24 protein-coding genes are annotated in these 26,169 nt (G+C 42.8%); 18 read left to right on the top strand and 6 right to left on the bottom strand.

Annotated elements, in window-relative coordinates; all coding sequences use genetic code 11:
• Window positions 1-15 precede the first annotated feature (15 nt).
• Window positions 16-750: an acylneuraminate cytidylyltransferase family protein gene (locus PW220_RS03750; RefSeq protein ID WP_316716449.1), complete on the top strand. Its 735-nt coding sequence runs from the start codon at window positions 16-18 to the stop codon at window positions 748-750.
• Window positions 751-876: 126 nt separating this feature from the next.
• Here the strand turns inward: PW220_RS03750 and mnmE are convergent, their stop codons facing one another.
• The gene (mnmE, locus tag PW220_RS03755) at window positions 877-2,250 is read right to left on the bottom strand and encodes a tRNA uridine-5-carboxymethylaminomethyl(34) synthesis GTPase MnmE (RefSeq protein ID WP_248054509.1); all 1,374 of its coding nucleotides are present in this window, start codon (window positions 2,248-2,250) and stop codon (window positions 877-879) included.
• Window positions 2,251-2,769: 519 nt separating this feature from the next.
• Here mnmE and PW220_RS03760 point away from each other — a divergent pair.
• From PW220_RS03760 to ftsY, 3 genes are read left to right on the top strand one after another with little or no spacing between them, the layout of a single operon-like run.
• Complete coding sequence (locus PW220_RS03760) at window positions 2,770-3,582, top strand: Cof-type HAD-IIB family hydrolase (RefSeq protein WP_248054507.1); 813 nt, start codon at window positions 2,770-2,772, stop codon at window positions 3,580-3,582.
• Window positions 3,572-4,384 carry a Cof-type HAD-IIB family hydrolase gene (locus PW220_RS03765; RefSeq protein WP_248054505.1) on the top strand — a complete coding sequence of 271 codons (813 nt, stop codon included), beginning with the start codon at window positions 3,572-3,574 and terminating at the stop codon, window positions 4,382-4,384. Before PW220_RS03760 ends, PW220_RS03765 begins: the two co-directional genes overlap by 11 nt.
• A 1-nt stretch (window position 4,385) precedes the next feature.
• The gene (ftsY, locus tag PW220_RS03770) at window positions 4,386-5,663 is read left to right on the top strand and encodes a signal recognition particle-docking protein FtsY (protein ID WP_248054502.1); all 1,278 of its coding nucleotides are present in this window, start codon (window positions 4,386-4,388) and stop codon (window positions 5,661-5,663) included.
• A gap of 55 nt (window positions 5,664-5,718) precedes the next feature.
• On the opposite strand, the gene PW220_RS03775 is transcribed toward ftsY, so the two are convergent.
• Window positions 5,719-7,893: an LTA synthase family protein gene (locus PW220_RS03775; RefSeq protein WP_248054500.1), complete on the bottom strand. Its 2,175-nt coding sequence runs from the start codon at window positions 7,891-7,893 to the stop codon at window positions 5,719-5,721.
• A 114-nt stretch (window positions 7,894-8,007) separates the two neighbouring features.
• Here PW220_RS03775 and PW220_RS03780 point away from each other — a divergent pair, with 114 nt between their 5' ends.
• The 11 genes from PW220_RS03780 to PW220_RS03830 all read left to right on the top strand — a co-directional run bounded on the left by PW220_RS03780 (window position 8,008) and on the right by PW220_RS03830 (window position 19,139).
• Window positions 8,008-9,171, top strand: coding sequence for a class I SAM-dependent rRNA methyltransferase (locus tag PW220_RS03780; RefSeq protein WP_248054492.1), 1,164 nt, complete (start codon window positions 8,008-8,010; stop codon window positions 9,169-9,171).
• The gene (gene aroD, locus PW220_RS03785; protein WP_105114247.1) at window positions 9,168-9,842 is read left to right on the top strand and encodes a type I 3-dehydroquinate dehydratase; all 675 of its coding nucleotides are present in this window, start codon (window positions 9,168-9,170) and stop codon (window positions 9,840-9,842) included. Before PW220_RS03780 ends, aroD begins: the two co-directional genes overlap by 4 nt.
• A gap of 2 nt (window positions 9,843-9,844) precedes the next feature.
• On the top strand, window positions 9,845-11,011 hold the full coding sequence (gene aroC / locus PW220_RS03790; RefSeq protein WP_248043637.1) for a chorismate synthase: 1,167 nt from the start codon (window positions 9,845-9,847) through the stop codon (window positions 11,009-11,011).
• Between the two features lie 7 nt (window positions 11,012-11,018).
• The gene (locus tag PW220_RS03795; protein WP_248054490.1) at window positions 11,019-12,122 is read left to right on the top strand and encodes a prephenate dehydrogenase; all 1,104 of its coding nucleotides are present in this window, start codon (window positions 11,019-11,021) and stop codon (window positions 12,120-12,122) included.
• A 12-nt stretch (window positions 12,123-12,134) separates the two neighbouring features.
• Window positions 12,135-12,473, top strand: coding sequence for a YlbF/YmcA family competence regulator (locus tag PW220_RS03800; RefSeq protein ID WP_172091675.1), 339 nt, complete (start codon window positions 12,135-12,137; stop codon window positions 12,471-12,473).
• Window positions 12,474-12,612: 139 nt separating this feature from the next.
• Complete coding sequence (nagA, locus tag PW220_RS03805; protein ID WP_248054488.1) at window positions 12,613-13,761, top strand: N-acetylglucosamine-6-phosphate deacetylase; 1,149 nt, start codon at window positions 12,613-12,615, stop codon at window positions 13,759-13,761.
• Between the two features lie 74 nt (window positions 13,762-13,835).
• On the top strand, window positions 13,836-14,837 hold the full coding sequence (gene lacD / locus PW220_RS03810; protein WP_172049800.1) for a tagatose-bisphosphate aldolase: 1,002 nt from the start codon (window positions 13,836-13,838) through the stop codon (window positions 14,835-14,837).
• A gap of 592 nt (window positions 14,838-15,429) precedes the next feature.
• On the top strand, window positions 15,430-16,389 hold the full coding sequence (locus PW220_RS03815; protein WP_248054487.1) for an ABC transporter substrate-binding protein: 960 nt from the start codon (window positions 15,430-15,432) through the stop codon (window positions 16,387-16,389).
• 22 nt (window positions 16,390-16,411) lie between these two features.
• Window positions 16,412-17,386 carry an ABC transporter substrate-binding protein gene (locus PW220_RS03820; protein ID WP_248054486.1) on the top strand — a complete coding sequence of 325 codons (975 nt, stop codon included), beginning with the start codon at window positions 16,412-16,414 and terminating at the stop codon, window positions 17,384-17,386.
• A 49-nt stretch (window positions 17,387-17,435) separates the two neighbouring features.
• A complete protein-coding gene (locus PW220_RS03825; protein ID WP_105108719.1) occupies window positions 17,436-18,329 on the top strand; it encodes an ABC transporter permease in 894 nt (297 codons plus the stop codon).
• 9 nt (window positions 18,330-18,338) lie between these two features.
• Entirely contained in the window at window positions 18,339-19,139 is an 801-nt protein-coding gene (locus tag PW220_RS03830; RefSeq protein WP_105206473.1) for an ABC transporter ATP-binding protein, read from the top strand.
• Between the two features lie 147 nt (window positions 19,140-19,286).
• Here the strand turns inward: PW220_RS03830 and aroB are convergent, their stop codons facing one another.
• From aroB to PW220_RS03850, 4 genes are read right to left on the bottom strand one after another with little or no spacing between them, the layout of a single operon-like run.
• Window positions 19,287-20,354, bottom strand: a complete 1,068-nt coding sequence (gene aroB, locus PW220_RS03835; protein WP_248054485.1) for a 3-dehydroquinate synthase — start codon at window positions 20,352-20,354, stop codon at window positions 19,287-19,289.
• 12 nt (window positions 20,355-20,366) lie between these two features.
• Window positions 20,367-21,236, bottom strand: a complete 870-nt coding sequence (locus PW220_RS03840) for a shikimate dehydrogenase (protein WP_248054484.1) — start codon at window positions 21,234-21,236, stop codon at window positions 20,367-20,369.
• Window positions 21,237-21,278: 42 nt separating this feature from the next.
• Complete coding sequence (locus tag PW220_RS03845; RefSeq protein ID WP_248054483.1) at window positions 21,279-22,304, bottom strand: 3-deoxy-7-phosphoheptulonate synthase; 1,026 nt, start codon at window positions 22,302-22,304, stop codon at window positions 21,279-21,281.
• Between the two features lie 9 nt (window positions 22,305-22,313).
• Window positions 22,314-23,336: a 3-deoxy-7-phosphoheptulonate synthase gene (locus PW220_RS03850; RefSeq protein WP_172002574.1), complete on the bottom strand. Its 1,023-nt coding sequence runs from the start codon at window positions 23,334-23,336 to the stop codon at window positions 22,314-22,316.
• Window positions 23,337-23,565: 229 nt separating this feature from the next.
• On the opposite strand from PW220_RS03850, the gene aroA reads away from it, so the two are divergent.
• Genes aroA through pheA form a run of 3 tightly spaced genes read left to right on the top strand, consistent with a single transcriptional unit; the run spans window position 23,566 to window position 26,164 of the window.
• Window positions 23,566-24,846 (top strand): 3-phosphoshikimate 1-carboxyvinyltransferase, encoded by a 1,281-nt coding sequence (gene aroA / locus PW220_RS03855; RefSeq protein WP_248054482.1) that lies wholly within the window; start codon window positions 23,566-23,568, stop codon window positions 24,844-24,846.
• A gap of 8 nt (window positions 24,847-24,854) precedes the next feature.
• Window positions 24,855-25,346 carry a shikimate kinase gene (locus PW220_RS03860; RefSeq protein WP_248054481.1) on the top strand — a complete coding sequence of 164 codons (492 nt, stop codon included), beginning with the start codon at window positions 24,855-24,857 and terminating at the stop codon, window positions 25,344-25,346.
• Window positions 25,337-26,164, top strand: a complete 828-nt coding sequence (gene pheA / locus PW220_RS03865) for a prephenate dehydratase (RefSeq protein WP_248054480.1) — start codon at window positions 25,337-25,339, stop codon at window positions 26,162-26,164. Before PW220_RS03860 ends, pheA begins: the two co-directional genes overlap by 10 nt.
• Window positions 26,165-26,169 lie beyond the last annotated feature (5 nt).

The following is a 26,169-nucleotide window of genomic DNA, read 5'->3' on the forward strand; positions in this document are numbered from 1 at the left end:
GATTGGAGGTGGAATGTGAGGGTAGCAATTATTCCTATGCGGTCTGGGTCCAAAGGAGTCCCTCATAAAAATATTAGAATGATTGGTGGAAAACCGTTGGCTTGTTATACGATAGATTTAGCCTTAGAGTGTCAACTGTTTGATGAAATTGTCATATCTACTGATTCCGAGAACTATATTTCTTTATTAACATCCTATTATAGGGATAAGTTGCTATATGTCAAACGTCCAATTGACCTTGCGACAGATACTTCAACTATGGTTGAAACCATATTGCATGTATTTTCAGAAAGAAGATATAGTCTAGATACCAATTTTATTGCATTTCAGGTCACTAGTCCGTTGCGTTCAGTCTCTTTTATTCGTGATTTTTCAAATTCTTGGTCTGATAAATATGACGCCTGTATTACAGTTAAACCGTTTGATAGAAATCTGTCTTTGGTAGCACCGCTATTACAAAATGGTTTATTTCATTTACCTAAATTGGATAATACGAAAACAAATAGACAATCACAAGGCATGATTTATTACCCAGATGGTTCAATGTGGATGTCCACAGTAGGCAAATTTATGAAGAACCAATCATTTTACACTTCTACTACATTTGGATATCTGTCACCTGAATGGTCTAGATATGACGTTGATACTGAATTAGATTTATTTATAGTTGAGCAACTAATGCGAAGAGCAAACGAATCCAACAGAGATAGGTATTCTACTAATGAGCAGGAATCTAACGAAATTGGCTAAGAAATTAGTCCAAGATAGTAGAAACAAAAATAAAAACACAGATAGTTCGGCTGGATTTTATCAAAATCAGCTCGAATCTATCTGTGTTTTTATTTACTGGCTAGTTTTTGCCCATCCTCCTTGTTCTTATTTTCCAAGGCAGAATTGGCTAAAGAGTTGGGTGATGAGTTCGTCTGGAGCAGCATCACCTGTGATTTCTCCCAAAATCTGCCAACAGCGGGTCAGGTCAACCTGTAACAAGTCAACAGGCATGCCCATTTCCAGTCCGTCATTAACAGCTTGCAAGCTTTGGACAGCCTGTTCAATGAGGGAAATGTGGCGGGAGTTGGAGAGGTAGGTGGCATCTTGCTCTACCAGACCAGCATTTTCAAAGAAGAGTTGGTTGATTTTTTCTTCAATTTGGTCAATGTTTTGGTTTTTCAAGACGGAAATGCGGATGACCTCCTCAGGCAGCTGGTCTGCTTCAATCTTCTCTTCTAGGTCGGTCTTGTTGAGCAGGACAATGCGGTTTGCCATGTCAGAAATGGCTAGGAGATTGCGGTCTTGCTCGGTCAGAGGCTCAGATACGTTGAGGACCAGCAGGATGAGGTCGGCCTCCTCAAGGGCTTTTTTGGAGCGTTCCACACCGATTTTTTCAACGATGTCGTCTGTTTCACGGATACCTGCTGTATCAATCAGCTTGAGGGGGACGCCTTTGATGTTGACGTATTCTTCGATAACGTCGCGGGTTGTTCCTGCGATATCTGTAACGATGGCTTTTTCTTCGCGGAGGAGGTTATTGAGCAGGCTGGATTTTCCGACATTGGGACGACCGATAATGGCAGTTGCGATGCCTTCACGCAGGATTTTACCACGGCGGGCGGTACGGAGGAGATTTTCCAAAAGAGCTTGGAACTGGAGGGTCTTCTCACGGACCAGCTCTGTCGTCGCCTCCTCGACGTCGTCATACTCAGGGTAGTCGATGTTGACCTCGACCTGTGCCAGCGTGTTGAGAATCTCCTGGCGCGTGTCGTTGATGAGCTGGGAGAGGGAGCCGTCAAGCTGGCGGACGGCATTGTGCATGGCCTTGTCGGTCTTGGCACGGATGACATCCATAACGGCTTCAGCCTGGGTCAAATCCACACGGCCGTTGAGGAAGGCACGCTTGGTAAATTCACCCGGCTCAGCCATCCGAGCCCCTTGACGAATCAGGAGCTGGAGGATTTCGTTGGTAACGGCGATGCCTCCGTGAGTGTTAATCTCGATGACATCTTCGCGGGTGAAGGTGCGAGGGGAACGCATGGCTCCAATCATAACCTCATCAAGCACTTGCCCCGTCGCAGGATCAATGATATGACCGTAGTTGAGGCTGTGACTGGGTACAGTTGCTAGGTCTTTTCCTTTGAAAACCTTGCTGGCAATGGCAAAGGCATCCGTCCCAGACAGGCGGACAATTCCAATAGCTCCCTCTCCGAGAGGGGTAGAAATAGCGGTTATTGTGTCGAATTCTTTTGTAATCATAATAATGTGCTTTCTAACTAGAATCTGTATTCACTTGATATAAGAGATAGTTTTAAGCTAATCTAGATAATTTTTCAAGGGAATACTGACTGTATTTTTAAAAAAACTAACGATGAGTAGCTGATAAACTAGCCTTAGATGGAAGTGCTGAACAGTGAATACAGGTTCTTAAATCTTACCTATAAGTTTAACATGGAATGAAGAAAAAAGCACATATGAGGAATGGATAGTACAAATATATGTATAGAAAACGATTTAAAGCTTGAAATAATAATAACAGAGATAAAAAGCACCGAATCGGTGCACAAAATTAGGTATAGACAAAGCCATATTTTAACTTGTTTAGTCGTTTCAAACGATAACTTTGTAGGTCAAGGATTTCTGAATAAGAGATTTTACACTAGTGGGGAACCGCTGGTTTTTAACTTGAATAAAGAAATATTTTCATATGCGAAATTGTAAGACAAGATTCGAAATTCGATGGAACTATGGTATAATGGATGAGATGAGGGGAACTGTATGTTGTATAAAAAAATAATTGCAAGCGATATGGATGGGACCTTTCTACGAGAGGATCATCACTTTGACAAGGAGCGTTTTCGCCGCCTACTTGCTCAATTTAAAACGGAGGGCTATCTGTTTGTAGCGGCAAGTGGTCGTTCTCTACCAGGTTTGAAACTCTTGTTCGAGGATTTCTTAGATGATATTGCCCTGGTTGCAGAAAATGGAGCAGTAGTTCTGTATGGTAATCAGACGATTTACATGGATGAGCCCATTAAACCAGCAACCTATCTATCCTTGGTGGATGAACTGATTAAGAGCGGATATGTTAAACCTCAGCATATCACCCTATCTGGTCTGAAGGCTTCTTACATGTTGGATACGGTTGAAGATGATCTATATCAGGTCCTATCAGACTATTACCAAGATATTGTTTTGCTTCCACGTTTTGAGGATGTTTCTGAGGATATTATTAAATTAAATCTCTATATTGATGAGGATATACGTACAGAAGCGCAAGACTGGATCAATAATCATTTTCAACAATTGACTGCTGTCACGACGGGCTTTACCTCAATCGACATTATCTTGTCAGGTGTTCATAAGGGAATTGGTTTATCGCATTTATGCAAGTACTTTGGCTTGTCAGGAAAGGATTTGATCGCCTTCGGAGATAACCAAAATGACCTAGAAATGATGAAGCTAGCAGCCTTTTCTGTTGCGACCGCAAATGCAGTTGATGAAGTCAAGACACGAGCAGACTTGGTTATTGGGCATTGTAATGAAGAAGCCGTGATGGCCTACATGGAGGAATTAGTAAATGGCAATTAAGTTGATTGCATTAGATTTAGATGGAACGCTTCTGACATCTGATAAACGGATTTCAGAGGCAAATAAAAAAGCTCTACAAGCTGCGCGTGATCAGGGGGTCTATGTGGTTTTGACTACAGGACGCCCCTTGCAAGCCATTGGCGTTTTTTTGGAAGAATTAGATTTGCTGGGTGAGGGGCAGTATTCCATTACCTTTAATGGTGGTCTGGTTCAAGAAAATACAGGTCGGGTTTTGGATAAGGTGGGCTTTACCATTGAGGAAGTCCGTGCCATTCGTCAGGTGACCAATGAACTAGATTTACCCCTTGATGCAGTCTATGGTGGGGATGTATACTCTCTACCAGCTTTCCACGAATCTCTCTATTTGACTGCTAACCCCCTTTTGAATAAAATCAAGGTGACTGATGACGAATTGCCAGAGGATTTTGTGTACAATAAGGCAGTATCAGCAGTAGATGCAGATTTCTTGGATGCACAAATTCCGAAAATTCCTGCGGAAATGCACGAACGTTTTGAGATTTTTAAATCGCGTGATATTTTGCTTGAGTGGAGCCCTAAAGGTGTTCACAAGGCAAATGGTTTGGCTAAGTTGATTGGTCATCTGGGAATTGACCAGTCAGAAGTCATGGCTTGTGGCGATGAGGGCAATGACCTTTCTATGATTGAATGGGCTGGTATGGGTGTTGCTATGGCTAATGCCACAGATGAGATAAAAGCTGCCGCCAAGGTAGTTTTGCCTAAGACCAATGATGAAGACGGCATTGCCTGGGCTGTTGAACACTATGTATTGAACGAGGGCTAGTATGGGATTATTCGATCGATTGTTTGGACAAAAGGCTCAGGAAGAGCCTAGAGAAGAAGTTGTTGAAGAAATGGAAGTAGAGCAGTTGGCTTCAAGCGAAGATACTGTAACTACTGAAGTTGAGTCAGCTAGTCAAGAAAAGGAAGAGTTTCAGTCTGATGTAGCAGAGTCTGAATTGACGGCCGAGCAAGAAGCTCAGAAACAACGGACCTTAGACATGATGGCTCAGTATTATGCAGCCAAAGAAGCCGCTGCGGCTCGAGTGAAGGAAGCGCAGGAACAAGGTTTTGACCCTGCTATTCAAACCAAGGTCAAGGAAGAGCCTGTTGAGGAAGTTGTTCCAGTCGAGCAGGAAAGTGAGCAGGACAAGTACCAGCGGACCTTGAAAAAGACCCGTACAGGCTTTGGTGCAAGACTTAACGAATTCTTTGCTAATTTCCGTTCAGTAGACGAAGAATTTTTCGAAGAATTGGAAGAAATGTTGATTTTGTCAGACGTAGGCGTGCAGGTAGCCTCTACGCTAACAGAGGAGCTCCGATATGAAGCCAAACTACAGAAGGCTAAAAAGACAGATGAACTCCGTCGGGTTATCATCGAAAAATTGGTGGATATTTACGAAAAAGACGGTCAATTCAGCGAGCAGATCAACTTCCAAGACGACCTGACTGTCATGCTCTTTGTCGGTGTCAACGGGGTTGGGAAGACCACCTCTATCGGTAAGTTGGCCTACAAGTACAAGCAAGCTGGTAAGAAGGTCATGCTGGTTGCGGCGGACACCTTCCGTGCGGGTGCTGTAGCCCAGCTGGTCGAGTGGGGCCGCCGTGTTGATGTACCTGTAGTCACTGGTCCTGAAAAGTCAGACCCAGCCAGCGTGGTCTTTGACGGGGTCAAACGTGCCGTGGCAGAAGGCGTGGACATTCTCATGATTGACACAGCAGGTCGTTTGCAGAATAAAGATAACCTTATGGCAGAGCTGGAAAAAATCGGTCGTATCATCAAACGGACCTTACCTGATGCACCGCATGAAACCCTCTTAGCACTAGATGCCTCCACAGGTCAAAACGCCCTTAGTCAAGCCAAGGAATTTGCAAAAATTACTCCATTGACAGGTCTTGTTTTGACCAAGCTAGACGGTACTGCAAAAGGCGGCGTCGTTCTTGCTATTCGTCAGGAACTAGATATTCCAGTTAAACTAATTGGTTTTGGTGAGAAAATCGATGACATCGGAGAATTCAAGTCTGAAGAGTTCATGCGTGGGCTCTTGGAAGGATTGCTATAGAAAAATATGCTGGACGAGTTCTCCATAAAGGATATCTCGTCCAGCATATTTTTGATTATTGGGAAGAAGTACTGGTTGACGTACTACTTTCTGTACTCGAACTGGCTGTACTGCTTGTGGAACTACCGTTTAATTCTAGGTAGCTTGGTGCCTTGAAGAGGTCAACAGTGGATTGGTTTCCGTTCTGGCTGTAGAGACTGGTTGATTGGTCGCCAAGCTCTGTTTCGATGGCAATCTCAGCAGCCAAGGAATCAATATAGTTATACTTGCTAGCATCCAGGGCAGGTAGACCATTGTCAAAGAAGCGGATGAGGTCGCCGGTTTGAATAGCATCACTCGCTGCTAATTGGGCAGTTGCAGCTTCCTTAATCACATCAATTTCCTTTTGGGTGGTTTCGTCAGGATTGGTAATTTCAATCCCTGTTTCGGTATAGTAAATCTTACCTGCATAGCTGGTGTATTTTGGTGTGATAAAACTTCCTTCTGTTCGGAGAGCCACGATTTGCTTGTTTTGAGGTGACAATAAATCCTGACCGACCTGTAAGAAATTATTTGCTTTTATGCCTAGCAGGTGTTCGAGTGTTGGGAGGGCATCGATTTCTCCGCCAAAGGTATTGAAAATGCCTCCCGTGGTCATACCTGGCACCACAATCATATATGGGACGCGTTGTAGCATAGCATTGTCAAATTCTGTCCAGGTTTGCGGGTCCTTATTTAAAAGGGGGGCTAAGTCTGGATTGCGTGAATTAGATATTCCATAATGGTCGCCGTAGAGGACGATAACTGAATTTTCATATAGACCAGTCGCCTTCAAATAGTCAAAGAAGGATTTGATGGACGTATCCAAATAATTGGCAGTAGCAAAATAGCCGTTGATGGTTTCATCATCCGTATCAGCCAAGGGAAATCCTTTCTCATCGCCAATCAAGCTAGTGGTATAAGGATAGTGGTTGGATACGGTGATGAACTTGGCATAAAATGGTTGCTGCATCCGTTCCAAATATTTGATGGAATCTGCAAACATGATTTTATCATTTAAACCATACTGGAAAGAGTTTTCTTCTGTCGCTTCGGAAAAGTAGGATTGGTCAAAGAAATAGTTGTATCCCCATTGTTTGTAGGTGTTATTCCTATTCCAAAAACTAGCCGAATTACCGTGGAAGACAGCAGATGTGTAGCCACCGTTCTGAGATAGGATATAAGGTGCTGCTTGCTGGGTATTGCTTCCGCCATACTGGACCATAAAGGAACCTTGGTTTAGTCCAAATAAGGAGGTTTCAATCATGGTTTCAGCATCGGAGGTTTTACCCGCCTTGACTTGATTGAAGAAATTGGAGAAAGCTAGAGTAGAGTTGGAATGATAGAGAGAATTGAGAAAGGGAGTTACCTCGTATTCTGCTCCATTAACCTTTAGCTTGTAATCAATGACAAATTGTTGCAGGCTTTCAAGATGGAGATAGATGACGTTGCGTCCCTTGGCGATGCCGAAATAGTTATCATTGGGCTGGGCATAGTGTTCCTCAACATACTGTTTAATGGGTTCAAGGTCACTTGGATTGGCTCCTGAGCGATCCTTATGGGCTGTATAGGTCTGATGAGCATTATAACCTAAAAAGGCTGGCAAACCCAAGGCTCTGACGATATAGGTATTGGAAAACCCCCGTGTCAACAATTCAGGTCGATCAACTTCAGCCAAAAATAGATTGATGGAGAAGAGCAGGGTTGAGAATGCTGTTACAGCAAAGCTAGCTTTGGACTGGAAAGCTTGTGGATCCCACTGTAGATTTTTCCGATAAAAAAGAATGCCGAAGGCGATAAAGTCCAGAAAATAAACCAGATCCCAGGGCCGAAATAGCTTGATTGCTGCTTCACCAAGACCTGCGGAAACACTAGATGTTGCCATCATGGTTGAGATGGAAATGTAGTCTGAAAATTCTCGGTAGTAAACAGCATTTGAGAACAGCCAGGCGAAGAGTAGGATATAGAGGACGCTGGCCAGTCCATAAAATAGTTTAGTCTGTTTGGCGTATAGGGCCAGTCCTATTAAGAGTAGAGCGATTGGTAAGGGATTGAGAATGGCAATGAAATGCTGAAACAATCCCTGTAAATCTAAGCTAAAATCAACGTAGTAGGCCCAGAGGGTCTTGAGCCAATACATCACTAGAAGTAGGAGGACGAAGCCAAACCGAGTTTTGGAAAGCTCTTTGACATAGTCAATTATTTTTTTCACAAATACACCTCATGGTCCTTTCTAAATCTCAGTTCATTATACCATAATTTTAAAATAAGCCTCAAAGTTTGGAGTTTTTTTGGAATATATGCAAAATCGTGTTATAATAAATATATGAAAATAAAGGTAAATCGAAATGTAGAGCAGAAGATTAACAGGGGCATTCAACTCCTAGATAGTGCTGATTTTTCAGGTTTTTCTGTGACAGAAGATAGGCTTGTTGACCTGGTTTCTGAAGCTGGAAAGTATCTTGGAGCAGCTTATCTTTCTCCTCAAAATAAGGGGATTGGCTGGCTGTATAGTCGCTCCAAAGACGAAGTGACAGAAAGCTTCTTTGTGAACCTGTTCAGGAAAGCACGACAGAAGCGACATTATTTTTACCAGTCTGACTTGACCACTGCCTTTCGTTTGTTCAATCAAGATGGGGATGATTTCGGTGGCTTGACGGTTGACTTATATGATGAATATGCAGTTTTTTCCTGGTATAATACCTTTATCTATTCGAGGAAGGATATGATTATTACTGCCTTCCAAGAGGTCTTTCCAGAGGTGAAGGGTGCCTATGAGAAAATCCGTTTTAAGGGCTTGGACTATGAGTCAGCCTTTCTATACGGACAAGAGGCGCCGGAAAATTTCACTGTTTTAGAGAATGGGGTTGCCTATCAAGTTTTCATGAATGACGGCTTGATGACAGGTATTTTTCTGGATCAACATGAAGTCCGAGGTTCCTTAGTAGATGGACTGGCGGCTGGAAAATCACTGCTCAACATGTTTTCCTACACAGCAGCCTTCTCAATTGCTGCCGCTATTGGTGGGGCAATAGAGACCACTTCGGTTGACTTAGCCAAGCGATCGTGTGAACTTTCTAAAGCTCATTTTAAGGTTAATGGTATAGAATTAGATCATCATCACTTTGTGGTCATGGATGTCTTTGAATATTTCAAGTATGCTAAGCGCAAGGGATCGAGCTATGATGTCATTGTCTTGGACCCACCCAGCTTTGCCCGTAATAAAAAGCAGACATTTTCGGTAGCTAAGGATTACCACAAACTAATTTCTCAGTCCTTAGAGATTTTAAATCCAAATGGAGTAATCATTGCATCAACCAATGCAGCCAATGTTACGGTTGAGAAATTCCGTCAACAGATTGAGAAAGGGTTTGGTTCTCAAAAACATGGCTATTTGGCAGCCTATCGCCTACCAGCCGATTTTACAATCAATAAAAATGATGAAAGTAGTAATTACCTCAAGGTCTTTACGATAAGGGTAGAAAAATGAGAATAGTAGTACCTATTATGCCTAGAAATTTGGAAGAAGTAGAGGCTCTTGATGTTGGGAGATTAGCTGAAGCAGATCTCATTGAGTGGAGAGCGGATTATCTTCCAAAAGAGGATATTCTAAGAGTAGCTCCTGCCATTTTTGAAAAATGCAATGGCAAGGAAGTGATTTTTACAGTTCGAACGACCCGTGAGGGTGGCTATTTGGATTTGGCAGATCAGGAATATGTGGACTTGATTAAGGAAGTGGCTGCCCTCTATCAGCCAGACTACATTGATTTTGAATATTATTCCTATCAGTCAGTTTTTGAACAGATGTTGGAGTTTCCAAATCTTGTTTTGAGTTATCATAATTTTGATGAAACACCTGCTAATTATTTGGAAATCATGTCTGAATTGACTAGCCTTTCGCCAGCAGTAGTTAAAATGGCAGTCTTGGCAAAGAGTGAGCAGGATGTCTTGGATGTTATGAACTATACTCGTGGCTTCAAGACCTTAAATGCTGAACAGACCTTTGCGACCATTGCCATGGGTGAGCTAGGAAAAATCACACGGATTGCAGGGGTAATTACTGGTTCTTGTTGGACCTTTGCAAGTTTGGATGAAGTATCGGCTCCAGGACAGATGTCTTTGGCCAATACACGTAAGTTTTTGGAAATTTTGGAGAATTAAATATGCGTTATTTAACAGCTGGTGAGTCCCATGGACCACGCTTAACAGCCATCATCGAGGGAGTTCCAGCTGGTCTTCCTTTGACTGCAGAAGATATCAATGCGGATTTGAAACGTCGCCAAGGTGGTTACGGTCGTGGAAGCCGGATGCAAATCGAAACAGACCGTGTAGAAATTACGGCTGGTGTGCGCCATGGTAAGACCACGGGGGCCCCAATTACCCTCAATGTGACCAATAAGGACCATCAAAAGTGGCTAGATATTATGGCTGTAGAAGATATTGAGGACAAGCTCAAGAGCAAGCGTCGTATCAGACATCCTCGTCCAGGTCATGCGGACTTGGTTGGTGGTATGAAATACCGTTTTGATGATTTGCGAAATTCCTTGGAGCGTTCCAGTGCGCGTGAAACAACCATGCGTGTGGCAGTCGGTGCCGTCGCCAAACGAATTTTGGCGGAGCTGGATATTGAAATTGCCAACCACGTTGTCGTTTTCGGTGGTAAGGAAATTGATGTTCCAGATGGCTTAACTGTTGCAGAAATCAAAGAACGTGCAGCCAAGTCTGAAGTTTCCATCGTTAACCAAGAGCGTGAAGAGGAAATCAAGGCTTATATTGACCAAATCAAGCGTGATGGGGATACCATTGGTGGTGTCGTCGAAACCATTGTTGGTGGTGTTCCAGTTGGTTTAGGTTCCTATGTTCAATGGGATAAGAAATTGGATGCTAAACTGGCTCAGGCAGTTGTGTCTATCAATGCCTTTAAAGGTGCAGAATTTGGTGTCGGCTTCCAAGCCGGTTACCTAAAAGGCAGTCAGGTCATGGATGAAATTCTTTGGTCTGAGCAAGAGGGCTACACACGCAGAACCAACAATCTCGGTGGTTTTGAAGGTGGCATGACAAATGGTGAGCCCTTGGTTATTCGTGGTGTGATGAAACCAATTCCAACCCTCTACAAGCCTTTGATGTCTGTTGACATTGATACTCATGAGCCTTATAAGGCGACTGTGGAGCGTTCTGACCCAACGGCTCTTCCAGCAGCTGGTGTGGTTATGGAATCTGTAGTTGCTACGACCATTGCAACAGAAATCTTGGAGAAATTTTCTTCTGATAACATGGAAGAATTAAAGGCTGCAGTAGCCAGTCACCGTGATTATGTTAGAAATTTCTAGGTCGACAATGAAAAAAACTATTTTGATAGCCGGTCTAGGACTGATCGGAAGTTCTCTAGCCCTCTGTATCCGCAAACAACACCCAGATTATCATATCTTAGGTTATGAACCCAATCAAGCATCAGCAAGTATAGCAATGGAAAGACAGATGGTTGATGAGCTATCGGATAATCTGGCTGAACTAGCTGGTCAAGCAGATGTGATACTGCTCTGTGTTCCCATTCAAGTGTCACTTGACTTGATAGAAGCCTTAAGTCACATGAAGCTGAAAGAGGCGGTCTTGATTACGGATGCGGGTTCGACCAAGTCGGCTATTGTAGATGCTGCTGAGAAATTTTTGCTTCCCAAACAAATCAATTTCCTTGGTGGACATCCCATGGCGGGTAGTCACAAGTCAGGGGCTGCCGCTGCAGATTTACACTTGTTTGAAAATGCCTATTTTATCATGACCCCCTGTCAGGCTACCAAGGTAGATGCTGTTCCTAGATTGACAGATTTACTGTCTGGAACAGGTGCCCGCTTTGTCCAAATTGATGCGGTAGAGCATGACAAGGTAACAAGCCAGATTTCCCATTTTCCACATGTCTTGGCATCTAGCCTTATGAACCAGGCTGGTGATTATGCAAGTGTTCATCCCTTTACTAACAATTTTGCTGCTGGTGGTTTTAGAGATATGACTCGTATCGCTGAGAGTGAGCCGGGGATGTGGACCAGCATTCTCATGACCAATCCAGAAGCGATTTTGGATAGGATTGAGGAGTTTCAAAAGAGATTAAGTCAAGTGTCAACTGTCTTGAAGTCTGGAGATAAAGAAGCTATCTGGGAATTCTTTGAAAAAGGACGTCAGACTCGCAAGGCTATGGAAATTCATAAGCGGGCCGGTGTGGATTCCTTTTATGATTTATTTCTTAGCGTTCCCGATGAGGAAGATACGATTTTGAAGGTCTTGGAAGTCCTGCGTGGTATATCCATTGTCAATATCCGTATCAATGAAGAGAACCGTGAAGATATACACGGTATATTGCAAATTACGTTTAAAACAAAAGAGAATTTGGAGGAGGCTTCGCAGCGATTGCGGATCCAGACCAACTACCAAATTAACCATGATTAAAGGAGAAAGTTTATGTCAACAAATATCTATGATATTGCAAATGAATTGGAACGTGCTATCCGTAACCTGCCTGAATATAAGGCGGTAGAGGCAGTCAAAGTTTCCGTCGAAGGAAATCCAGAGGCCAAAGAAATTTTGGAGAGCTATATCGCTTTCCAAAAAGGTATTCAGGAAAAATTACAAGCGGGTGATATTCCAACTGAGGAAGATCAAAAAACCATGTTGGATTTCAATAAGAAGGTTCAAGCTAATCCACTTCTTGTTGAATACTTTACAAAACAGCAGCAGTTGGCAGCTTATGTAGCTGATTTGGAACGTATTATTTTCAAACCCTTGAATGAATTGTTATAAAGAGTACAGCCGAAAGGCTGTATTTTTGTTTGAAAAATTGGACTTTACTTGACATTATGGAAAAATTGGTATATACTACAATTAGTATATGGTTATAACCAGTATATAGAAATATTATATTGAATTAAGGAGATAGGACGTGTCTAAGTATATATATGCTAAGTCTATTATTTTGAAGGATACTGAGGTAGAGAATGCCTATCTCGAACTAACAGATATAGGTACCTTTGGTAAAATTCTGACAGAAAAGCCTGAAGGGGATATTATCGACTATTCCGACTATCATCTAGCAGCAGGTTTGGTGGATACCCACATTCATGGCTATGCATCCCACGATGTCATGGACAATGATTTTGAAGGCATCAAGGTCATTTCAGAAGGCCTCTTATCTTGTGGGGTAACTTCTTGGTTGCCAACAACCTTGACAGATTCTACTGAAAATCTAGATGCCGTCTGTGAAACCATTGGAACTTATGCAGGGCAAGAAACAGGTGCTAAAATTCAAGGTATTTTCTTAGAAGGTCCCTTCTTTACAGAAAAATACAAGGGAGCGCAAAATCCCAAGTATATGAGCGATCCATCGATTGAGAAATTGGATAAATGGCACCAGCTTTCCAAAGGCTTAGTCAACAAAATTGCCATTGCACCAGAAAGAGAAGGCGTGACAGAATTTATCGAATTTGCAAATAGCAAGGCCATTCATACAGCTCTTGCCCATAGTGATGCGACCTATGCGCAAGCCAAAGCAGCTGTTGATGCAGGAGCCAATATTTTCGTCCATGTTTACAATGGTATGAGTGGCCTACATCATCGTGAGCCAGGAATGGTTGGCGCAGCCTTGAACTTAAAAAATGTGTATGCAGAAATGATTTGTGATGGTCACCATGTTCATCCAGCGGCAGCAGAAATTGTTGTCAAGGCGCGTGGCGCAGAAGAAACAGTATTGATTACAGACTGTATGCGAGCTGGAGGAATGGGTGAAGGTGATTCTCGACTTGGAGAATTTGAAGTCGTTGTAAAAGACGGCACAGCTCGCCTCAAACACAATGGCAGCTTGGCAGGCTCCATTCTAGAGTTGATCCAGGCTGTTCAGCATGTGGTTGAATGGGGCTTGGTTTCCCTACCGGATGCCCTTCGAATGGCCTCTTTGGCACCAGCTCGCTCTGTCAACATTGATCATGTTTGTGGTCAGATTGCAGAAGGACGGGCAGCAGACTTTATCGTCGTAGATGATGCAGGACGATTGCAAGCAACCTACCTCGATGGAGTGAAACGATTTGAAAATTAGTTAAAGGCTTCTAAACTGCTAGTTGTATATCAACAGCAACTTAATTGGTAATACTATTTTCCAGGAGGAATCTAATGACAAAATTACAACTTTCTCAGGCTAAATTTGACCATATGACGCGCTTGTCAAACAGCGACCAAGTCATTGCAGCCCTAGCTATTGACCAACGTGGTGCATTGAAACGCCTTTTGGCTGCGGCAGCAGGTGGTGGCGAATTTGGAGATGATATTTTGATTGACTTCAAGAAAGTCATCTCAAGCGATTTGACGCCTTATGCAAGCTCCATCCTTTTGGATGCGGAATACGGTGTTCCAGCTTCAGAATTGCGCCATGCAGACTGTGGCTTCATTGCAGCCTATGAAAAAACAGGTTACGATGCCTCAACTCCAGGTCGTTTGCCAGACCTTTTGCCAAACTGGTCAGCAAAACGCATCAAAGAATTGGGTGCAGATGCTGTCAAAATCTTGCTCTACTATGATGTAGATGACAAGGCAGAAATCAACGACATCAAGCATGCTTGGGTAGAACGCATTGGTAGCGAGTGTGTGGCAGAAGATATTCCTTACTTCGTGGAAATCTTGACCTACGATGCCAGCGACATGGATGTAACCTCTCGTGAGTATGCAGCCCTTAAACCACGTAAGGTCAATGGTGCTATGCGCGAATTCAGCAAACCACGCTACAATGCAGATGTCCTCAAGGTAGAAGTACCGGTTAACATGAACTTTGTAGAAGGCTACACAGATGAAGAGCCAGTCTACACAGTTGAGGAAGCCAAAGCCTTCTTCAAGGAGCAAACAGACAGTACTCACTTGCCGTTTATCTATTTGAGTGCGGGAGTGTCTGCGAAACTCTTCCAAGAAACCCTTGTCTTTGCTAAAGAAGCAGGTTCAAGCTTTAACGGTGTTCTTTGTGGACGTGCAACTTGGAAGGATGCAGTAGCTATATTTGCAAGCGAAGGGGAAGAAGCAGCTAAAGCTTGGTTGGCTGATCAAGGTCGTCGCAACGTCGAAGAGCTTAATGAAGTTCTGGCAACTACTGCTCATCCTTGGACAGAAAAAGTAGAAGTCAAATAAAAACTTTGAGGCTGGGTAAAAAGCTCAACCTCGTTTATCAGGGTTCGTGTCAACATCTCAGCGCAGTGGTTGATTGGCAGATTTGTTCGTGTTTTACACTCCAAATCTGACCTAATCAACTGTGCGGGGGCGGGAAGACGAACTCTTTTTTTGACCAGTCGAGTTCTTTCCCGCTCCCTTTTCCATGAAATTATTAAAAGATTTTCGGAAAAAAGTTAAAAAATCTGAAAATTTAAGCAATTTTTGTTGACAAATGCTTGAAAATGAATTAAGATAAGTAAGAATTAAAAATCAATTAGAAAGGAAAACAGAAATGTTACTAATGTGTCAAAATCATTCAGCTAATCATACTTATTTCTACGGCTATTTTAGATAGTGTTTGTAGTCATGGTAAACATGGATGCAAACACGGGAACGTAAAGTTTGTATCTATGTGGCTGTAGCTATTTTGACGTGTGCCCCATAGATGATACATCTAAATGGCACAGTAATTCCTTCTGTTTTCATATACAGTTGAAATATGGGACCGTTTAGAGTGTAGTCTAAGCGGTCCTTTCTTGTTCATTTTTTATATATAAAAAGGAGATAAATCATGGGATTTAAAAAAATTATTCTTAGTTCAGTAACACTCTTATCAGCAATTGCTTTGGCTGCTTGTAGCTCAAGTTCATCAGACACTAGTTCAGTAAATGTTGGTATCATTCAGTATGCCGAGCACGAGGCATTATCTGCAGCCCGTGAAGGTTTTGTGGAAGCCTTGGCAGAAGCAGGCTACAAAGAAGGTGAAAACTTAACAATTGATTTGCAAAATTCACAAGGTGATCAAGCCAATTTGCAGACAATGGTTCAAAAGTTAGCTGGTAACAATGACCTTAACTTTGCCATTGCAACACCAGCTGCCCAGGCCATGTTAAACGCAGATGCTGAAACTCCTGGCGTATTTACAGCTGTAACGGATCCAGTTGAAGCAGGCTTGGTGGAATCCTTGGAAGCCCCAGGAGGAAGCATGACAGGCTCAATTGATGCGACAGATGTAGAGGGGCAAATTGATATGTTAGTCAAAGTAGTTCCCTCTGCAAAAACAGTTGGTATTTTCTACAATTCAAGCGAGGTAAACTCGGAAGTTCAAGCTAATCAGGCTAAAAAATCTCTTGAAGCAAAAGGGATTAAGGTAGAAGTGACTACTGTTACTTCAACAAATGATGTTCAGCAAGCCATCACTTCATTGGCTGGCAAAGTGGATGCAATCTACCTTCCAACTGATAACACAGTAGCATCAACAGCTTCAACCATTGGCGATGTTTTGAAAGAGGCAAAAGTTCCAGCTATGGGATCTGACGCAGCGGTTATTGATGCAGCACTCTTTACCTACGGTGTAGATTACCACGCAATCGGTGTTCAGGCCGGAGAATTAGCTGCTAAAATTTTGGATGGTGAGAAGCCAGCAGACTTGGCTGTTGAAAAACCAAATACAGCAGCTATTACAGTCAATGAAGAAATGGCAAAAGTAGTGGGAATTGATCCAGCAACCATTAAAGCATTAGAAAAATAGTAAATTAGGAGAGTAGTAGTTTATGTATCAAAAGTTAGTGCAAAAAGTGGCAACTATTTCATTGGCAAGTGTAGCGGCTTTAACACTTGCAGCCTGCGCATCAACATCTAAACAAGCCTCATCTGAAGTGGTTAAGGTTGGTGTCCTTCAGTATATGGAGCATGAGTCATTGACAGCTGCGCGTGAAGGTTTTGTGGCTGAACTGGAAGCAAATGGCTACAAGGAAGGTGAAAAATTGGTCTTGGATTATCAAAATGCCCAAGGTGACCAAGCCAACCTTCAAACGATTTCAGAACAATTGGTTGGGGAAAATGATTTAGTCCTAGCCATCGCAACGCCATCTGCTCAAAGTTTGGCGACTGTATCAACGGAAACACCAATTCTCTTTACAGCAGTTACTGATCCATTGTCAGCTGACTTGGTTGAATCTATTGAAAAACCAGGGGGGTTATTGACAGGTACATCTGACCAGGCTCCGATTGATAAACAAGTTGAATTGCTGGGTCAAGCTGTTCCAGAAGCTAAGACAGTAGGTATTTTGTACACTACTAGCGAACGGAACTCAGAAGTTCAGGTAGAACAAGCTAAGGCATTACTAGAAAAAGCTGGTTACAAGGTTGTTGTCAAAGGAATTACTTCTTCAAATGAGGTCCAAGATGCAACTACTAGCTTGATGCAAGATGTAGATGCTGTCTTTGTTCCGACTGACAATACAGTTGCTTCAACCATGACCATGATTGGTGAATTATCTGTGGAACATAAGGTTCCTGTCATCGGTGGTTCAACAGATATGGTGGATGAAGGCGGTCTGTTGACCTACGGTACAAACTATGAGGCACTTGGTCGTCAAACTGCCAAAATGGCCATTAAGATTATTGAAGGTGCTAAGGTATCTGAAACAGCTGTAGAATATCCTGAAACAGTTAGCCTTCATGTCAACGAAGAAATGGCTAAGAAATTGGGTATTGATACGGCTAAACTATCTGTAACAGAATAAAAGTGGTAAAATATAACCTAGTTTATTTTTATCAAATAAGGAGAAAATTGTGGATATTATTTTATCAAGCATTTCGCAAGGCCTGCTCTGGTCGGTCATGGCGATTGGTGTTTATCTGACATTTCGTATTTTAGATATCGCAGATATGACAGCGGAGGGGTCTTATCCCCTCGGCGCTGCAGTCTGTGCAACTGGGATTGTTAATGGAGTAAATCCCTTGCTGGCGACTTTTATGGCTGTGCTAGCAGGTATGGTAGCTGGATTGATTTCAGGTTTGCTTCATACAAAGCTCAAAATTCCAGCCCTTTTGACAGGTATCGTCACTTTGACAGGTCTTTACTCTATCAACTTGAAAATTTTGGGTAAGGCCAACGTGGCCCTACTAAAACAAGAAACATTGGTAACGCAATTGCAGGAATTTGGTCTAACCAAAACAAATGCAGTCTTGGTCATCGGTCTTGTCTTTGTACTAGCAGTTGTCGGTCTGCTTACTCTCTTGTTGAATACTCAAATTGGTTTGGCTATTCGTTCAACCGGGGACAATATCCCAATGAGTGAGGCCAATGGTATCAACGTAGACAATATGAAAATCTACGGCTACATGATGTCAAATGGTCTAATTGCCCTCTGTGGCGCCTTGTTGACACAGAATAATGGCTATGCAGATTTGAACTCTGGTACAGGTACCATTGTGATCGGTCTGGCCTCTGTTATTATTGCAGAAGTAATTTTACGCAACTTGCGCTTGGGTTGGAGATTGCTGTCTGTTGTACTTGGTGCAGTTGTTTATCGCTTGATTATCCTTGCGATTTTGGAAATTCCAGGCATGGATGCAGACCTTGTAAAACTCTTCTCAGCCATTCTCTTGGCAACGGTTCTCTATGTGCCAGAATTGCAGAAGAAGCTCAACATTCGTCGACCAAAATTGAACGGAAATGCTTAGGAGGAAGATATGACGACTATTTTATCAATTCAAAATATTCATAAGACCTTCGAAGCTGGAACGGTCAACGAAAACCATGTTCTTCGTGGATTGAACTTAGATGTGAAAGAAGGTGATTTCATTTCCATTATCGGTGGTAATGGTGCAGGTAAATCGACTTTTATGAACTCACTAGCTGGTGCTTTGACGGTTGATTCGGGCGATATTTTACTTGAAGGTAAATCCATTAAGCATGTATCAGCAGCCAAACGCTCTAAGGACATTAGTCGAGTATTCCAAGATCCGAAAATGGGAACAGCCTCTCGCTTGACCATTGAAGAAAACATGGCTATTGCCTACCGTCGTGGACTTTCACGTGGACTTGGTTGGGGTGTAAAAGATAGTGAACGTGCTATTTTCAAAGAAGCCTTGAAAGAGCTTGGCTTGGGCTTGGAAAACCGTATGAAAGTGGATACGCAGTTCCTATCAGGTGGTCAACGTCAGGCCTTAACCTTGATGATGGCTTCACTTGTGAAACCGAAGGTTTTGCTTTTAGACGAACATACTGCCGCCCTTGATCCAAAAACCAGCGACATGGTTATGGAATTGACCAAGAAAATCGTGGAAAGTCACCAGTTGACAGCTCTTATGATTACGCACAACATGGAAAATGCCATCGAATATGGAAATCGTTTGGTCATGTTGCACCGTGGTCAGATTGTTGTCGATGTAGCAGGAGAAGAGAAAAAGAACCTGACTGTTCAAAACTTGATGGACCTCTTCTACAAAAATAGCGGTGAGAAACTAACTGACGATGAGATGATTTTATAGTCGTTCAGTTTATCTTTTATTACGTCGTTAACTCGTTTTGCCGTACTCCAGTACTGTCTTCAACTCGTTGCCTAGTACTAAAAGCAAACTGAAAGACTATACAAAAAATAAGACTACTGATTTCATGCAAGTCAGTAGTCTTTTTTCTTATAGTTGTAGAAATTCTAGCATTTCTTCCATCGGAATTTGATGGATGGCTGCCTGACCTAATTGTGGAACGATGACTAGTTTGATAGACTTGCCTCGCGCCTTCTTATCTCGTGTTAAGGCAGCGTATAGTTCATCTACATTCCAAGGTTGGTAAGCAGTTGGCAAGCCGAACTTTTCGCACATGGCGATAATTTTTTCAGTGATACCAGCTGGCATGAGTCCTTTTTTCTCAGCTACACGTGCAATCTGTACCATACCAATGGCAACAGCTTCACCGTGCATGACTTGGCCGTAGCCAGCGGTAGCTTCGATAGCATGTCCAATGGTGTGACCGAAGTTTAAGAACAGGCGAACACCATTGTCCAATTCATCCTCGACAACGACCTTGCGTTTGACTTCGCAGGAGTGGTAGATGATGTAGTCAGCGTGTTCCAAAATGCTCGCGACAGATCCATCTAGTTGGTCTAAGGTTTCCCAAAGCTCCACATCATCTATTAAGCCGTATTTGACAACTTCGCCCATTCCTTCAATCAATTCACGTTTGCCAAGGGTATTGAGGGTGTCAGGGTCAATTAAAACGCCGTCTGGCTGGCAGAAGGTACCTACCATATTTTTGGCAAATGGTGTATTCACGCCAGTTTTTCCCCCGATAGAAGAATCGACTTGGGCAGTTAGGCTGGTCGGAATTTGTAGGAAATGAATGCCACGCATGTAAGTTGATGCCACAAATCCTGCCAAATCGCCAACGACTCCCCCACCGAGAGCAATGATTCCGTCACTACGTGTCATGCCATTTTTTACGAGAAATTCGTAAGCCTGATTGACAGTGTCAAGATTTTTTGATGCTTCACCTTCTGGAAATGCAAAGATTATGGTTTCAAATCCAGCGGTTTCCAGACTAGTTTGAACGGTGGCAGCATAAAGGGAACCAACATGATCATCTGTGATAATGGCGATCTTCTGAGGTTTCCAAAGTTCTTTGACCCATGCACCTGTCTGTGCTAAACTTCCTCTTTGAATGAGGATGTCGTAGGGATTGTTGGGAAGATTGACGGTCAGTTTCATCAGATTTCCTCTCTATTTGATGTCGTATTTTTGGACTAATTGATCCCAAATCAAGTCAGTCGGCATTTCTTTACCAGTCCAGGCTTGGAAAGCTTCAGCTGCTTGAAAGAGTAGCATGCCCAATCCGTTGATGGTTGGATTGCCATGTGACTGGGCTAGTTTCAATAAGGGTGTTTCAAATGGTTGGTAGATAATGTCCGCAACCAAGAGTTGTTCTGGAAATTGTAGGGTGGCAGGGATGGGGAGAGAAACTCCGTCCATACCGACACTGGTTCCATTGACTAGCAAGTCTGATTGAGTAATCTCTTCTTGGAGGAAATGGCTGTCTTCGTTAGCTAGAACCCGCATAGGAACACCTGTAGCTTGTGCAATAGGTGCTACACTTGTCTGTGTTCGTTCCAGGCTTTGTTGCCGACAGAAAATGGTGATTTCTTTGGCGCCATCCAGAGCAGCCTGGGCCATGATAGCAGTAGAAGCACCACCACCTCCTAGGATGGTTAGTCGCTTGTTCTTAACTTGAAAGCCTTTTAGTCTTTCCAAACTCTTGAAAAATCCAATTCCATCGGTGTTGTGTCCGATTAGTATACCGTCTTTATGAATAACGGTATTAACGGCTCCAATTAAGCGAGCTGATGGTGTTAGGTCATCAAGGTAGGGAATAACGGCTTGTTTGTAGGGCATGGACAGGTTAATACCAAGCATATCATAGCGTTTGATATTCTCAAGAGTGACTGCCAAGTCTTCCTCTGGAATTTCCCAAGCGACATATACTCCATTTACACCTGTATGCTGAAAAGCCAGATTATGTATGAAGGGGGAAATGGAGTGTTTGATTGGCTTGGCTACAACAGCAGCCAGGCGAGTATATCCATCAATAGTCACAAATTTCCTCCATTTTTCATCTGATTTTTTATATTGTTGAGTTTATAAGGTCTGGTGGATTTCACGGATAAGTGCTTCCGTTTTTTCCCAGCCCAAGCAAGGGTCGGTAATGGATTTCCCAAATACTTCAGGGCTGTCCTGACGGCCGTCTTCCAAGTAGGATTCAATCATGAAACCACGGACATACTTGCGAATGGATTCATTCCAAGCTCGGTTGATGAGGGTTTGACGGACGATACGGATTTGTTCCAGGTAATTTTTTCCAGAATTATCGTGGTTGGTATCGATAACGATAAATGGATGTTCGAGTCCAAATTGTTCATACTGTTTGATAGTTTTCAAGAGAATATCGTAGTAGTAGTTTGGTTCATAGGTTCCTTGCTCAGTATTGGCGCCACGAAGGATAGCATGGGCAAGCGGGTTGCCATCTGTATCAACTTCTGCATCGCGGTAAATAAAGTTCTGTTTGTTTTGTGCGGCGTAGATACCATTGAACATAACGGTCAAGTTGCCAGAAGTTGGGTTTTTCATACCTGTTGGCATGTCAATGCCTGAGGCAACAAAGCGGTGTTCTTGATCTTCAACTGAACGTGCCCCGATAGCATGGTAGGACACCAAGTCTTCCACAAGAGGGTAGTTGGCAGAGTAGAGCATTTCATCAGCAGTTGTGAGTCCGGTCTCAGTAATGACACGGTAATGCAAATTACGAACGGCAGCGATACCGTTTATCAGGTCTGGTAATTTAGAAGTATCTGGCTGATGGACCAGGCCCTTATAGCCTTCTCCGTTGGTGCGTGGTTTGGCGGTATAAACCCGCATGACCATGAAGATTTTGTCTTTGACTTCTTCTTGAAGCTTGGATAAGCGATTAGCGTATTCTAAAACGGCCTCTTCATTGTCAGAAGAACACGGACCAATGACCAAGAGCAGGCGGTCATCTTCACCACGGATGATGCCTTTTAATTCTTCATCACGTTGGTTTTTAGCGGCTAAAAATTCTCCTTCTAGTTTGGAGAGTTCTTTAACTTTATCAATGTCTAGACTGGTGCTACGTTTGTGAATTCCCATAATTTTTTCCTATCTACTGTGGATTTCTCGGATGAGTTCTTGCGTTTTTTCCCAGCCTAAGCATGGGTCTGTAATGGATTTACCATAAATATCTGGATTATCTTGGCGACCGTCTTCGATGTAAGATTCAATCATGAAGCCGCGAACATAGTTACGGATGGCTTCATTCCAATCGCGGTTAATCAAGGTTTGGCGTACGATGCGGATTTGCTCCAGATAATTTTTACCAGAGTTATCATGGTTAGTATCGATGATGATAAATGGATTTTTCAAACCAAATTGATCATAGAGGTCAATGGTTTCCAAGAGATTGTCATAGTAGTAGTTTGGCAAATACTTCCCGTTTTCATTGACAGCACCACGAAGGATAACGTGAGCAAGCGGGTTGCCAGAGGTTTCGACCTCTGTATTGTTGAAGAGGAAGGATTGTTTCTTCTGTGCTGCAAAAATACCATTAAACATGACTTTAAGGTTACCGGATGTTGGGTTTTTAAGGCCAGTTGGAACGTCAATACCAGAAGCTACAAAGCGGTGTTGTTGGTTTTCAACAGAACGAGCACCAACGGCAATGTAAGATACCAAGTCATCAACCAATGGCAGATTTTCTGGATAAAGCATCTCGTCAGCTGTTGTTAAGCCAGTTTCGGTAATGACGCGGTAGTGCAAATTACGAACAGCCTTGATGCCGTTGATCAGGCTAGGAGCGGCATCTGTATCAGGTTGGTGCATAAGGCCCTTGTAGCCATCACCATTTGTACGAGGCTTGGCAGTGTAGACCCGCATAACCATGAAAATTTTATCTTTGACTTCCTCTTGAAGTTTTGCCAGGCGATGAGCGTAGTCCAAAACTGCCTCTTCATTGTCAGAAGAACATGGGCCGATAACCAAGAGAAGACGGTCATCCTCACCTTTTAGAATGGCTTCTAATTCACGGTCACGGGCTTGTTTTTTGGCAAGAGTTTCTGGAGATAGTTTAGAATGCTCTCGCACTTGATTGATGTCGATTTTTTCACTGATTGGTGTAAACAATATAGAAGTCCTCTTTCGATTAGTATATTTCTTAATTATAGCATGATTTTTAGGAATTTTAAACTTAAATTAAGGTACATTTGATAAAATCGCAGTGAACTCCGAAAATTCATTCATAAATCTTTTATGGGTTTTCTCTATATATTTATTTTAGATAGAAATTGCCAAAAAAATCTGAAAATATTCAATAAATATGATAGAATAGGTCTAACACTATTTCGAGGTATGAGTTATGAAATTAAGAACAAATGTAGAAAAATTAAAAGGAATAATTCGAGTTCCGGGTGATAAATCCATCAGTCATCGCTCTATTATTTTCGGCTCCCTTGCAAAAGGCGTCACTCGTGTTCATGATATCTTGCGTGGAGAGGATGTATTGTCTACCATGCAGGTCTTTCGTGATTTGGGTGTAAAAATTGAAGATAATGGTGACATTGTAGAAGTACATGGTGTTGGTTTTGAAGGTCTTCAAGCTCCAAAAAATCACTTGGATATGGGCAACTCAGGGACATCTATCCGCTTGATTTCTGGCGTTTTAGCAGGTCAGGATTTTGAGGCTACTATGTTTGGTGATGATTCGCTTTCTAAGCGGCCTATGGACCGAGTGACCATTCCGCTTCAACAAATGGGTGTCGAAATCGCTGGACAGACCGAGCGTGATTTGCCCCCATTGACTATCAAAGGAACCAAGAATTTACAAGCAATCCACTACCAACTCCCTGTAGCATCGGCTCAAGTCAAGTCTGCTCTGCTATTTGCAGCCCTACAAGCCGAAGGTGAAAGTCTTATCGTCGAAAAAGAACTGACCCGCAACCATACGGAAGATATGATTGTTCAGTTTGGCGGTGAGTTGACTGTCAATGGCAAAGAAATCCGTATCCAAGGTGGTCAGGAATTTACGGCCCAAGAGATTACGGTGCCGGGTGATATTTCCAGTGCAGCCTTTTGGTTAGTTGCTGGCTTGGTAGTACCAGGTTCAAAAATCGTCCTTGAGAATGTCGGTATCAATGAAACGCGTACAGGCATTCTTGACGTTATTAAGGCCATGGGTGGTAAGATGACCTTGTCAGATATTGATGAACTCGCTAAATCTGCCACTATTACGGTGGAAACTTCTGACTTGAAGGCTACGGAGATTGCTGGCGACCTCATTCCTCGTTTGATTGATGAATTGCCAATTATTGCGCTGTTAGCCACACAGGCAAATGGGACAACGGTCATCCGAGATGCTGAAGAATTGAAAGTCAAGGAAACAGACCGTATCCAAGTGGTGGCCGATGCCCTTAATAGCATGGGAGCCAAGATTGAGCCGACAGAGGATGGTATGATTATTCATGGTCCGACTGCCTTGCATGGTGCGACTGTTAACACCTTCGGTGACCATCGTATTGGTATGATGACGGCTATTGCGGCCCTTTTGGCTCAGGATGGAGAAGTTGAGTTAGAGAGAGCGGAGGCTATCAATACTAGCTATCCAGCCTTCTTTGACCACCTAAATAGTTTGATAGACTAGGAGAAGAGATGCCAATCGTTTTACTTGGATTTATGGGAGTTGGAAAATCAACCACAGCACGTTTGTTGGACCTCCCTGTTTATGATATGGACCAAATTATTGAAGAACGGATTGGCATGACCATCGCTGATTATTTCAAGCTCGAAGGAGAAGCTGCTTTTCGTAAAGTTGAAACGGAAGTCTTGAAAGAATTATTGGATTTGCCTGCTGACTGTCTTGTATCGACAGGCGGTGGTGTGGTCAAATCTGAGTTCAATCGTCAGTTATTATTAGATAATAAAGAAAAGAATGTTCTTTTGACTGCATCGTTTGAAGTTGCCTATGAGCGAATTAGCCAGGATAGTCAATCCCAACGCCCGCTTTTTTTGCAGAATAGCAAGGAAGAATTTGAAACTATCTATCAAGAACGCATGACCCTTTATCAAGGATTGGCGGCTACCATTATCAATACAGACCAACTTACTCCAGAACAAGTAGCAAGGAAGATTCTATGCAAGTAGCTTACCTAGGACCGCGCGGTTCTTTTACCCATCAAGTTGCCCAACAGGCCTTTCCAAGTGCTGATTTACAGGCTTTCGGGACCATTACAGAAGTGATTAAGGCTTATGAAACTGGTCAGGTTGTCTATTCTGTCATTCCAGTTGAAAACTCTATTGAGGGGAGTGTCCACGAAACCATCGATTATCTTTTTCATCAGGCGGAAATCCATGCAGTTGCCGAAATTGTTCAACCCATAGCCCAGCAACTTTTGGCAATGGGTGCAGATAAGGCAATCGAAGTTATTTATTCACACCCACAGGCTATTGCACAGGGTAAGAAATATATTCTGGAGCATTTTCCCCATGCTCGGATAGAGGTGACAGCTAGTACAGCCTATGCAGCTCGGTATGTGGCTGAGCATCCAGCCCAGCCTTATGCGGCTATAGCACCACAAGCTGCGGCAGAGGAATATGGTCTAATGGTAATTGGACAAGATATTCAAGAGATGAGTGAAAATTTCACACGATTTTGGATACTGGGTAATGAAGTTCCAGAGATTGGCCTCCAGAAAGTGACTAAAAAGGTTAGTTTGGCCTTGACCTTACCAGATAATTTACCAGGAGCTTTATATAAAGCTATGTCAGTCTTTTCATGGCGAGGAATTAGTCTGACAAAAATTGAAAGTCGTCCTTTAAAAACAGCCTTGGGAGAGTATTTTTTTATACTGGACCTTGAAAATCAATCAGAGGACCTACTGTCCTATTCCCTTGAAGAATTGACGAGTTTGGAAATATCATGTAAAATACTAGGTAATTATCAAGTGTACCTAGCTAGTTAGGATAA

It is taken from the genome of Streptococcus sp. 29892, assembly GCF_032594935.1.
Lineage (GTDB): Bacteria > Bacillota > Bacilli > Lactobacillales > Streptococcaceae > Streptococcus > Streptococcus hyiners.

What these genes read in the sequence shown, in the direction of transcription:
- mnmE (WP_248054509.1), bottom strand. Translation starts at nt 2,250, where the DNA reads ATGATTACAAAAGAATTCGACACAATAACCGCTATTTCTACCCCTCTC.
- PW220_RS03760 (WP_248054507.1), top strand. Translation starts at nt 2,770, where the DNA reads ATGTTGTATAAAAAAATAATTGCAAGCGATATGGATGGGACCTTTCTA.
- PW220_RS03765 (WP_248054505.1), top strand. Translation starts at nt 3,572, where the DNA reads ATGGCAATTAAGTTGATTGCATTAGATTTAGATGGAACGCTTCTGACA.
- ftsY (WP_248054502.1), top strand. Translation starts at nt 4,386, where the DNA reads ATGGGATTATTCGATCGATTGTTTGGACAAAAGGCTCAGGAAGAGCCT.
- PW220_RS03780 (WP_248054492.1), top strand. Translation starts at nt 8,008, where the DNA reads ATGAAAATAAAGGTAAATCGAAATGTAGAGCAGAAGATTAACAGGGGC.
- aroD (WP_105114247.1), top strand. Translation starts at nt 9,168, where the DNA reads ATGAGAATAGTAGTACCTATTATGCCTAGAAATTTGGAAGAAGTAGAG.
- aroC (WP_248043637.1), top strand. Translation starts at nt 9,845, where the DNA reads ATGCGTTATTTAACAGCTGGTGAGTCCCATGGACCACGCTTAACAGCC.
- PW220_RS03795 (WP_248054490.1), top strand. Translation starts at nt 11,019, where the DNA reads ATGAAAAAAACTATTTTGATAGCCGGTCTAGGACTGATCGGAAGTTCT.
- PW220_RS03800 (WP_172091675.1), top strand. Translation starts at nt 12,135, where the DNA reads ATGTCAACAAATATCTATGATATTGCAAATGAATTGGAACGTGCTATC.
- lacD (WP_172049800.1), top strand. Translation starts at nt 13,836, where the DNA reads ATGACAAAATTACAACTTTCTCAGGCTAAATTTGACCATATGACGCGC.
- PW220_RS03815 (WP_248054487.1), top strand. Translation starts at nt 15,430, where the DNA reads ATGGGATTTAAAAAAATTATTCTTAGTTCAGTAACACTCTTATCAGCA.
- PW220_RS03820 (WP_248054486.1), top strand. Translation starts at nt 16,412, where the DNA reads ATGTATCAAAAGTTAGTGCAAAAAGTGGCAACTATTTCATTGGCAAGT.
- PW220_RS03830 (WP_105206473.1), top strand. Translation starts at nt 18,339, where the DNA reads ATGACGACTATTTTATCAATTCAAAATATTCATAAGACCTTCGAAGCT.
- aroB (WP_248054485.1), bottom strand. Translation starts at nt 20,354, where the DNA reads ATGAAACTGACCGTCAATCTTCCCAACAATCCCTACGACATCCTCATT.
- PW220_RS03845 (WP_248054483.1), bottom strand. Translation starts at nt 22,304, where the DNA reads ATGGGAATTCACAAACGTAGCACCAGTCTAGACATTGATAAAGTTAAA.
- aroA (WP_248054482.1), top strand. Translation starts at nt 23,566, where the DNA reads ATGAAATTAAGAACAAATGTAGAAAAATTAAAAGGAATAATTCGAGTT.
- PW220_RS03860 (WP_248054481.1), top strand. Translation starts at nt 24,855, where the DNA reads ATGCCAATCGTTTTACTTGGATTTATGGGAGTTGGAAAATCAACCACA.
- pheA (WP_248054480.1), top strand. Translation starts at nt 25,337, where the DNA reads ATGCAAGTAGCTTACCTAGGACCGCGCGGTTCTTTTACCCATCAAGTT.